Origin of the sequence: Variovorax sp. HJSM1_2 (genome assembly GCF_049316285.1) — a bacterium.
Taxonomy (GTDB): Bacteria; Pseudomonadota; Gammaproteobacteria; order Burkholderiales; family Burkholderiaceae_C; genus Rhodoferax_B.
This window is the reverse complement of record NZ_JBMOXA010000007.1, coordinates 231,339-241,445: the sequence shown is the minus strand read 5'-3', so window position 1 is coordinate 241,445 and position 10,107 is coordinate 231,339. Positions and strand designations below refer to the sequence as shown.

The following is a 10,107-nucleotide window of genomic DNA, read 5'->3' as shown; positions in this document are numbered from 1 at the left end:
CGTGGCGGGCGGCGCACTGCGCCGTCGCTGGGTTTGACGACACTCATTTCGCGCAGCGAAGTGACGTGGCGGCAAAACCCTCATTCCTCTGGATCAACTAGCTGAAAAGCTTTGATCCAGGAACCCGTCACGCCGCGAGGCGTGGCGGGCGGCGCACTGCGCCGTCGCTGGGTTTGACGACACTCATTTCGCGCAGCGAAGTGACGTGGCGGCAAAACCCTCATCCCTCTGGATCCATTGGCTGAGAAGCTTTGATCAATAGATGCTCCTGAATCGGTAGCTTGCTAGGCTTTCTCAGAAAACGTCCAAGGTCAATTTGATACATGAAAAAGCCGCTGGTGACAGCGGCTTTTTCTTTGCGCGCAAAACGGTTTACTTTTGTATCAGCACCCAGTCCGCCAGCTTTTTGGCATCGGCTTCGTTGACGTGCCGGTTGGCCGGCATGGGCACTGCGCCCCAGACCGTGCCGCCGCCGTTGATGATCTTCTTGGCGAGCCGGTCAGAGGCGCTGGCGTCGCCTTTGTAGCGCTCGGCAATTTTCTTGAATTCGGGGCCCACGCGGCCCTTGTCGTGGCAGGCCATGCAGTGTTTGGATTTGGCCAGGGCTTCATCGGCCTGCGCAGGGGCTGCCATCCACAGCAGAAGGGGCAGCAGCAGGAGGGCTGGTGTCAGCACAGGCATCGGCAAACGCAGCATTGTTTTCCTCATCGATTGGGGTACATTCCTGCACATTCTGTCTTGGCGGCGGATCACCCTGGCTTGTCGGGGGCCTCTGCCAGGCCGTTGGCGATTCGCCATTTTCTATCGGAGTTTTGGATGTATCTGCTCGTGCTGGGCATCGTCTTGCTGTTGCTGAAGTACCTGGAAATCGGCCCCGTGGCCGTGTGGAGCTGGTGGACGGTGCTGGCGCCGTTTGCGCTGGCGGCGGCCTGGTGGGCGTGGGCAGATTACAGCGGCTACACCAAGCGCAAGGCAGTCGAAGCCGAAGAAGCGCGCAAAAAGCGCCGCATCGACAAACACCGCGACAACATGGGTTTGCCGCCGAAGAAGCCGCGCTGAGCTTATAAGGCCAAACGCGTCAGGCTTGCCGCAGGCTGCGGCTCGTCACCTGGTGTTCACGCTTGAGTGCATAGGCCAAGGCGCTGGGGCTGCTATAGCCCACTTGCAGCGCCACCGTCTCCAGGGTGTTTCCGGCTTTGAGTTGTTGCATCGCCGCCTGCAGCCGGCGTGTGCGCAGATACGCCTGCGGTGTGGCACCGGTCAACTCCAGCAGCCGCACATGAAAGCGCTGCGGACTGAAGTGGAATAGTGCGGCCATCTGCGCGGTGCTCCAGGCGTTGTGCAGGGCCGCATCCAGTGCGCTGTTGAGCTGGCTCAGTGCAAGCTCGCGGCGCAGCAGGATGCGCGGCGCCGCCAGCAGCATCTGCAAGTGGTGTGTGGGTGTGTTGGGGTCTTGCGCGCCGGCTGCGGACACCTGTTTGGCGACCATCAGGCAATCGGCGGTGACGGCAAAGCGCCGCACACGGTCGGTGGCCGCCTGTGCGGGTGCATCCAGCACCAGCATGCGCGCTTGGGGCGCCAGAAAACCATGCGCCATGCCCGCAGGCACGATCACGCCGCTGCTGGTGTCGGCATAGGCTGCATGGCCTTCAATCTCCAGTTCCATGCGCCCGTCCAGCGCAAACATCAGTTGTGCGTGGTCGTGGGCGTGTGCCACGTATTCGCCGCTGTAGCGGCGAATCGAGCAGGTGGCTTGGAGGACGGCTGACATGGGTAAAGCGTAGCACGCTCCACCCACGCCACATCAAGGGCGATCAGTCGCCCTTGATGTGGCGCGCCTTGATCAACTCGCCAAAACGTACACCATCGGATGCGGCGCGGTTGTGAAAGTCGGCAGGCGACATAGGTGCAGGCTCGCCACCGAGTGCCGCAATGCGTTCTTTGGCCGCGGGCGTGATCAAGATCTTGTTGATCTCGGTGTTCAGCCTGGTGATGATTTCGGCCGGTGTGCCAGCCGGCGCGTAGACGCCGAACACGGTGTCAGCGTCAAAGCCCTTGAGGCCCACTTCGTCCAGCGTCGGCACGTTGGGAAACAGTGGTGAACGCTTGAGGCTGCCTACGGCCAACAGCTTGAGCTTGCCCGCGCGCACCTGGTTCAGGCCTATGCCCGGGTCGAACATGAAGTCGATCTGGCCGCCCAGCAGGTCTTGCATGGCGGGTGCGGCACCACGGTAGGGCACGTGCAGGGCGTAAAGCCCGGCCATGTCCTTGAACAGCTCACCGGCCAGGTGTGGCGAGCTGCCATTGCCGGGTGAACCATAGGAGAACTTGCCGGGATTCGCCTTCAGTTGCGCCATGAACTCCTGGATGCTGCCGGCCTTGAAATCGGCACGGGTTTCCAGAAACACCAACACGCGTGCAGCGGCGGCCACGGGCACCAAGTCCTTGGCCGGGTCGAACGGCATCTTGGGGTAGATGTAGGGGTTGACCGACACCATGCCGCCCGAGCTCATCAGCAGCGTGTAGCCATCGGCTGGAGCTTTGGCCACGGCGTCACCGCCGACGTTGCCACCAGCGCCGCCACGGTTGTCTATCACCACCGGCTGGCCAAGTACCTCTTGCAGCGGCTGCGCGATGATGCGCGCGATCTGGTCGGCCGCGCCGCCCGGCGGGAAGTTGACCACTAGGCGGATAGGTTTGGTGGGCCAGGCCTGGGCTTGTACTAGCGGTGCAAAACTCGCAGCTGCGAATGCGGCAATGGCGAGAGCGACGCCTTGCAGTTGGCGCCGACGGGGCAGGGATGTTGTTGTTTTGAACATGTTGTCTCCTTGTTTTAACGAATCAGAAAAAGCGAAACGGTGGCCCCTCAGGCGATTTCCACCTCCAGCAAAAATGGCCCCGGCGCCGCTAGCGCGGCCTGCAGTGCATCGCGCAATTGCGTAGCATCGGTAACGCGCGCGCCCTGGCAGCCATGGCCCTGGGCCAGCGCCACAAAGTCGATATCGCGCAGATCCGTGCCCTGCAGCTTGTCGCCGGGCTGGAAGCCAAATACCGGCGCAAACTCCTGCAGCGCGGCGTAGCGGCGGTTGTTGAGGATGATGTAGGTGATGGGCAGCTTCAATTGCGCCGCGCTCCACAGCGCCTGGATGGAATACATGCTGGAGCCGTCGCCAATCAGGCCAATCACCTTGGCTTGGGGTTTTGCCAGCGCAACCCCCACAGCGGCTGGCATGGACCAGCCCAGGCCGCCGCTGCACATGGTGTAGAAGGTTTCGCTCTGCAGCATGGGCAGGTAGCCGTGCATCACCGGCCGCGCGGTGGGCGACTCTTCCACCACCACGCTGTCGGGCGCACGTAATTCGGCCAGGGTTTGCAGCACAAAGGCGCAGGACATACGCTCGCCAGCCGGCGGCGGCAGTGCCACGGAGCGTGCGGCGCGTGGCGGCGGCAGCGCGCGGGTGCGCGGCGCCGGGCGCTGCAGCAACTCCTGCACACCCAGGCGGATATTGCCCACGGCGGCGGTGCCCACGGGCGTCCAGGCAGCCACAGACGGGTCTTCAATCAACTGCGCCAGCGTGGCACCCGCTGGCAGGTGAGGCCCCGCGCCTTCGACGTGGTAGGTGAAGGCCGGCGCGCCAATGGCGAAAACGAAATCGTGGCCGCCCAGCAGTTGCACGATTTTTTCGCGCATGGCGGGCAGGAAGCCGGCGAACAGGCGATGGTCTTCGGGGAAGCTGCAGCGCCCCGACATCGGGGCCACCCAGACGCGGGCGTTGTGGCGCTCGGCCAGTTGCACCACCTCGCTCCAGGCCTGGCCACGGTCTATGGCCGCGCCCACCACGATGGCCGGACGTTGGCTGGCATCCAGCGCGTCGCCGATGTGGGCCAGCGTCACGGGGTCGGGCCGCATGGTGTGTGCCACTTCGCGCACGGCGACGGGCTCGGTCAGCCGCTCCCAGTCGTCGGCCGGAATCGACACCAACACCGGGCCACGCGGCTCCTGCATGGCGATGTAGTAGGCGCGTGCGATCGCCAGGGGCACGTCTTCGGCGCGTGCCGGTTCGCAGCTCCACTTGACATAGGGCTTGGGCAGCTCGGTGGCCTGGCCCGAAAACAAAAACGGGTCGAACGGCAGGATGGCGCGCGCCTGTTGGCCAGCGGTGATCACCATAGGTGTGCGGTTCTTGTGCGCCGTGAAGATGTTGCCCATGGCATGGCCCACGCCGGCGGCCGAATGCAGGTTCACAAAGCTGGCGTTGTGTGTGGCCTGGGCGTAGCCGTCGGCCATGCCCACCACCACCGACTCCTGCAGGCCCAGCACGTATTGGAAGTCGTCCGGAAAGTCGAGAAACAGCGCCAACTCGGTGGAGCCGGGGTTGCCGAAGATGGTGTGGATGCCGAAGCCGCGCAGCAGGTCGAGCACGGCGTCGCGCACGCTGACACGCTGGGGCGGCGCGGCGGTCAACGAAGTGGCTGGGGGTGGTGCGATGTCCGCTTGCATGGATTTGTCTCCGGTCTTGGTCGAATGCAGCGATGTTCTGCGACCGAAGTTCATAAATCAATAAAATAAGCCGACTATCTTTCATGCATTTAATGCATCTGGACGTGCATCTCAAAGACATAGACCTGAACCTGCTGCGCCTGTTCGACGCGGTCTACCTGTGCCGCAGCGTCAGCCGTGCGGCCGAGCAACTGGATTTGACGCAGCCCGCCGCCAGCCAGGGCTTGACACGTTTGCGCACGCTGCTGGGTGATCCGCTGTTTGTGCGTGCCAGCGGCGGCGTGGCGCCCACGCCCAAGGCCCACCGTCTGGCGGATGCGGTGCGCAGTGCGCTGAGCTTGCTGGAGCAGGCGCTGAACCCGGCTGCCGAGTTTGATCCACTGGCCTCACGGCGCAGCTTTCGCATCCACATGAGCGACATTGGTGAGGCGCGTTTTCTGCCCGACATCATGGCGATGTTGGGGCGCATTGCGCCGGGTGTGCGCATAGAGACCCAGCCTGTGCCGGCTGCCGAACTGGTGCTGGCCCTGGACCAGGGCCGGATCGATCTGGCGTTTGGCTTCCTGCCCACGGTGCAGGACACGCGGCGTGTGCATTTGCTCAACGACCGCTACATCGTGCTGCTGCGCGCCGGCCACCCGTTTGTGAGAGTGGCGCGGCAACTGCAGAAACGCCCACCGGCCGCGTTGCTGGCGGCGCTGCACACCCTGGACTTTGTGGCCGTGCGCAGCCACTCGGACACCTTGCGCATCCTGCAACTGCTGCAGCTTGAAGACCGGCTGCGCCTGACTACCGAGCATTTCATGGTGCTGCCGGCCATTGTGCTGGCCAGTGATCTGGCCGTGGTGATGCCGCGCAACATCGCCCGCAGTTTTGCCGAGCAGGGCTTTGCGCTGGTGGAGCCGCCGTTTCCGCTGCGCGACTTCAGCGTGTCGCTGCACTGGAGCCCGCGCTTCGAGACCGACCCCGGCAACCGCTGGTTGCGCGATACGCTGGTGGGGCTTTTCGCGGAGGGAAAACACTGACCGGGAAGACTGGTGTGTGCCGATGTGCAGGCGCAGAATTCAGCAAAAGAGAACCACAGGGATTGTGGGGAGGCTGATACCTGACAGGAGGCCGCCATGTTGCCATCGATTCCCTTGCGCGCAATGCTGGTGTGCGAGCTGCTGCTCTTGCTGCCACACGCGGCGATGGCCCAGGACCCGCCCATAGCTTCATCACCGCTAGGCAGTGAACCGGCGGTTATCGAATACCTGAGCAACAACGCGCCGTTTGTGGTGTTCGACATTGCGCCGCGCACCCTCGCCATGCGCGCCGGCGCCAAGACCTCGCGCGACCTGGCGCTCACCTTTGTCGCGACCGATGCGCTGAACCATGTCAACGTGTTCACCTACGTGGTGTCCAAACACCGGGGGGTATTGCCAGCGCCCACACGCATTACCTGCGGCGCCAAGACCTCGGGCCACCACCAATGTGATGTGGCGACACGCGAGGCCTTGCTGCTGCTCAAAGGTGAGGCCGGGCTGTTTGGCCTGCGCATCGAAGCCGAAGGTGTGGAGGGCGACCGCAGCACAGTGCGTATCACGCTGCCTGTGAAAGCTGCCAGCGGCAAGGCGCCAACGCCTGCAGTGGAGTCTTCACAGCGTTTGTCGTTTATGTTGGGCAGCTACTGAAAGAATAGCGCTCTGCGCTTGTCTGTAAAGCCTGCGTGGCGCTCTTGCATATGCGCCCCATGACTGCGTGGCTTTGCCTATTCCTTTCGGTTCAACGCGTACAAGACGTTTTCGGCTGTGGCAGGGGCCGTGAGCTGCACCACGGCAGCATCAGCGCGCGCGGCGGCCACGGCGTCTTTTAACGCCTCGAACACGCTGATGCCCAGCATGAACGGCGGCTCACCCACGGCCTTGCTGCCAAACACGTTGTCTTCGCGGTTGGGTTCGGGCCAGAGGTCGACCTTGAGGTGCGCCGGCACGTCGCCCGTGGCCGGGATCTTGTAGGTGCTGGGCGCGTGGGTGCTGAGCACGCCTTTGTTGTTCCACACCAGTTGCTCGGTGGTCAGCCAGCCCATGCCCTGGATGAAGCCGCCCTCGATTTGGCCTATGTCTATGGCCGGGTTGATGGAGGTGCCGACGTCGTGCAGTATGTCCACGGCCAGCACGCGGCTCTCGCCGGTGAGGGTGTCTATGGCCACTTCGCTGCAGGCCGCGCCATAAGCAAAGTAGTAGAACGGCCGGCCGGTGAGGGTGTGTTTGTCGTAATGGATCTTGGGCGTGCGGTAGAAGCCGTCGCTCCACAACTGGATGCGGTTGGCATAGGCCTGCTGCACCACGTCGGCAAAGCTGCGTGTAGTGCTGGGCGAGATCACTTCGCCGCCCTTGAAACGAATGGCGCCGGCGCCGCAGCCATCGAGCCCGCAGACAAAACTGGCCAGGTTGTTGCGCACATTGCGCGCGGCGTATTGCGCGGCGCGGCCGTTCAGGTCGGTGCCACTCGATGCCGCCGTGGCGGAGGCGTTGGGGATCTTGCTGGTGTCGCTGGCCGTAGCCTGCACGGTGTGGAAGGGCACGCCTAATTCATCGGCCACGATCTGCGCCACCTTGGTGTTCAGGCCCTGGCCCATTTCGGTGCCGCCGTGGTTCACCTGCACGCTGCCATCGGTGTAGACGTGTACCAGCGCACCGGCCTGGTTGAACAGCGTGGCGGTGAAGGAGATGCCGAACTTCACCGGCGTGATGGCGATGCCGCGTTTGATCACTGGGTTGGTGGCGTTCCATGCGGCAATCGAGGTGCGGCGCTGTTGGTAGTGCGAGGTTTTTTCGAGTTGCTCCAGCAGCGGGTGCAGGATGTTGTCTTCCACCTTCATGCCGTAATGTGTGACGTTGCGCGAGGTTGGGGTGACGGGCGCATCCGTGCCCACCGGCGGTGCGGCGTCGTACAGATTGCGGCGGCGCACGGCCAGCGGGTCCAGGCCGAGCTGCCGCGCAATGTCGCCCAAGATGGTCTCGATGACGATGACGCCCTGCGGTCCGCCAAAGCCACGGAAAGCGGTGTGGCTCTGGGTGTTGGTTTTGCAACGGTACGAGGCGATGTCCACGTCGGCCAAAAAGTAGGCGTTGTCGGCGTGGAACACGGCGCGGTCGGCCACCGGGCCGCTCAAGTCGGCGCTGAAGCCGCAGTTCACCGCCATCTGCAACTGCAGGCCCTGCAGCAGGCCGGTGTTGTCAAAGCCCACCGTGTATTGGTAGGCGAAGGGGTGGCGTTTGCCGGTGATCATGAAGTCGTCGTCGCGGTCCAGGCGCAGCTTCACCGGGCAGCGCAGCTTGTGTGCCGCAATGGCAGCCCAAACGGCCAAGTGGCCAGCCTGGGTTTCCTTGCCGCCAAAACCGCCGCCCATGCGCCGGCATTCCACACGCACCGCGCTATTGGGCAGGCCCAAGGCATGCGACACCCAATGCTGCACCTCGCCCGGGTGTTGTGTACTCGAATGGATGAGCCACTGGTTTTGCTCCAGTGGCAGCGCATAGGCCACCTGGCCTTCCAGGTAGAAGTGTTCCTGGCCGCCGACTTCCAGCGTGCCTTTCAAGGTGTGTGGTGCGCTGGCCAGGGCCTGGGCCGCATCACCCCGGCGCACAAACACCGGTGGCAGCACATAACTTTGCGCGGCCAGTGCTTCGTGCACACTCAGCACGGCGGGCAGGGGCTCGATGTCGAGTTTGACTTTGCGCGCGGCGCGGCGCGCTTCCATCACGCTGGCGGCCACCACCAGGCCAACCACCTGGCCAACGTGCTGAACGGTGTCACCCGCGAAGATGGGCTCGTCGTGGCCAAAGGCGGCGAGTATGGGGTCGCCGGGAATGTCTTTGGCGAGCAGCACGGCACGCACACCGGGCATGCTGCGCGCGGCGCTGTCGTCTACGCCGCGCAGCCTGCCGTGCGCTACGGTGGAAAGTATGGGCGCGGCGTACAAGGTGCCACGCACTTCGGGCAGGTCGTCGATGTAGGGTGCGGCGCCCACCACTTGGGCGCGTGCGCTTTCGTGGAAACGCGACACACCGGCGGCCGAGGTGCCGGGTGCTTGGGCATCGGGCTGCAGTTTCATTTTGTCGGGTGCGTTCATACAGCCTCCAACAACAGGGACGAAATCGATTCGAGGTTGATGGCTTGCTGGCCCTGGCTTTCCAGCCAGAAGCGCCACAGCAGATTGCCCAACACCTCGGTGCGGTAGGCGGCCGATGCACGCATGTCGGAGATAGGCTGGAACTCGGCGCGCAGCACTTGCATGGCGTGGCGCACGCTGGCTTCCGTCCAGGGCTGGCCCGTGAGTGCGGCCTCCAATTGGCGCGCGCGCACCGGGGTAGCCGCGACGCCGCCCGCGCCTACGGATGCGCTGGCCACTACGCCATCCTCGACGTGTAGGTTCAACGCCAGGCAGACGGCCGAAATATCGTCGTCAAAACGTTTGGAGATTTTGTAGACGCGCATCAACTCACCCGCGCTCACGTGGGGTACGTCGATGAAGGCCAGCACTTCGTCGGGCGCCATCACGTTCTTGCGGTAACCGGTGTACAGGTCTTCCAGCGGTATGGCGCGTTCGCCCCGGCTGCTGGCCAGGCGCACCTGCGCACCCAGGGCAATCAACAAGGGCATGCTGTCGCCGATCGGCGAGCCATTGGCCACGTTGCCGCCCAGCGTGCCCGAGTTGCGCACCGGCAGGCCGGCGAAGCGGGCCGCAAAAGCCTTGAGTTGTGGGCGCTCGGCGGCCAGGGTAGTGAAAGCGTCTTGCAGCGGCACGGCGGCACCAATCTGTGTGTGGCTAGCCGTGCGGCTGATGCGGCGCAGCTCTTGCACCTGGGTGACGTCCAGCACCTGCGCAAACTGCATGTGCATCTTGGTGACCCAGAGGCCGACATCGGTACAGCCGGCGACGATTTGCGCCTGCGGCTGGGCGGCGCGGGCCTGGCACAGCTCGGCCAGGGTGCGTGGCGCCAGATAGCTGGGGGCTTGAGCAAAATCGGCCTCTGCGGCTTGCTGGGGTTGCGCAAGCTGCTCTAGTTGTTGTAGCAGCTTAGCTTCGTCGACCTTGACCGGGGGCAGGGTGGCCATGTGCTGGGCTGCGTCCAGAATCGGCCGGTAGCCGGTGCAGCGGCACAGGTTGCCCGACAGGTCTTGCTGCGCCAGTGCGCGGTCAATGGGCTGGCCCTTCGCCGTGTGGTTCTGGTACATGCCAAACAGGCTCATCACAAAGCCCGGTGTGCAGAAGCCGCATTGCGAGCCGTGGCACTGCACCATGGCTTCCTGCGCCGGGTGCAGCGTGCCGTCTTCGGCGGGTAGATCTTGCGCCGTCCACACCGCCATGCCCTCCACCGAGTGCGCCAGGCGTATGCAGCTGTTGACCGCGCGGTAACGCAAGGCGCCGTCTTCCACGGCGCCCAGCACCACGGTGCAGGCGCCGCAGTCACCTTCGCCGCAGCCTTCCTTGGTGTCGGTGCAGTGCAAGTCTTCGCGCAGCACTTCTAGCAGGGTGCGGGTGGGCGCTACAGTGTGGAGCGTGACCGGTTGGCCTTGGCGGATAAAGCGAATGGGTTTGGTGGTCATGGGGTTGGGCA

Annotated in this window: 9 protein-coding genes; 3 read left to right on the top strand and 6 right to left on the bottom strand. The window is 64.2% G+C overall.

Annotated elements, in window-relative coordinates; all coding sequences use genetic code 11:
* Positions 1–372 precede the first annotated feature (372 nt).
* Positions 373–681 carry a c-type cytochrome gene (locus ACFQ95_RS10555; protein ID WP_422830823.1) on the bottom strand — a complete coding sequence of 103 codons (309 nt, stop codon included), beginning with the start codon at positions 679–681 and terminating at the stop codon, positions 373–375.
* Positions 682–816: 135 nt separating this feature from the next.
* On the opposite strand from ACFQ95_RS10555, the gene ACFQ95_RS10550 reads away from it, so the two are divergent.
* Positions 817–1,059, top strand: a complete 243-nt coding sequence (locus ACFQ95_RS10550; RefSeq protein WP_422830810.1) for a TIGR04438 family Trp-rich protein — start codon at positions 817–819, stop codon at positions 1,057–1,059.
* A gap of 19 nt (positions 1,060–1,078) precedes the next feature.
* Here the strand turns inward: ACFQ95_RS10550 and ACFQ95_RS10545 are convergent, their stop codons facing one another.
* The 3 genes from ACFQ95_RS10545 to mdlC are packed head-to-tail and all read right to left on the bottom strand — an operon-like array spanning position 1,079 to position 4,501.
* Positions 1,079–1,771 (bottom strand): AraC family transcriptional regulator, encoded by a 693-nt coding sequence (locus ACFQ95_RS10545; protein WP_422830809.1) that lies wholly within the window; start codon positions 1,769–1,771, stop codon positions 1,079–1,081.
* Positions 1,772–1,814: 43 nt separating this feature from the next.
* On the bottom strand, positions 1,815–2,819 hold the full coding sequence (locus ACFQ95_RS10540) for a Bug family tripartite tricarboxylate transporter substrate binding protein (protein WP_422830808.1): 1,005 nt from the start codon (positions 2,817–2,819) through the stop codon (positions 1,815–1,817).
* 47 nt (positions 2,820–2,866) lie between these two features.
* Positions 2,867–4,501 (bottom strand): benzoylformate decarboxylase, encoded by a 1,635-nt coding sequence (gene mdlC / locus ACFQ95_RS10535; protein WP_422830807.1) that lies wholly within the window; start codon positions 4,499–4,501, stop codon positions 2,867–2,869.
* An 83-nt stretch (positions 4,502–4,584) separates the two neighbouring features.
* On the opposite strand from mdlC, the gene ACFQ95_RS10530 reads away from it, so the two are divergent.
* Together ACFQ95_RS10530 and ACFQ95_RS10525 are read left to right on the top strand one after the other, a co-directional pair.
* A complete protein-coding gene (locus ACFQ95_RS10530; RefSeq protein ID WP_422830806.1) occupies positions 4,585–5,526 on the top strand; it encodes a LysR family transcriptional regulator in 942 nt (313 codons plus the stop codon).
* Between the two features lie 96 nt (positions 5,527–5,622).
* Positions 5,623–6,174, top strand: coding sequence for a hypothetical protein (locus ACFQ95_RS10525; protein ID WP_422830805.1), 552 nt, complete (start codon positions 5,623–5,625; stop codon positions 6,172–6,174).
* A gap of 77 nt (positions 6,175–6,251) precedes the next feature.
* Here the strand turns inward: ACFQ95_RS10525 and xdhB are convergent, their stop codons facing one another.
* Positions 6,252–8,618: a xanthine dehydrogenase molybdopterin binding subunit gene (xdhB, locus tag ACFQ95_RS10520; RefSeq protein ID WP_422830804.1), complete on the bottom strand. Its 2,367-nt coding sequence runs from the start codon at positions 8,616–8,618 to the stop codon at positions 6,252–6,254.
* Entirely contained in the window at positions 8,615–10,096 is a 1,482-nt protein-coding gene (gene xdhA / locus ACFQ95_RS10515; RefSeq protein WP_422830803.1) for a xanthine dehydrogenase small subunit, read from the bottom strand. The genes xdhB and xdhA overlap by 4 nt, the downstream gene beginning before the upstream one ends.
* Between the last annotated feature and the right edge of the window lie 11 nt (positions 10,097–10,107).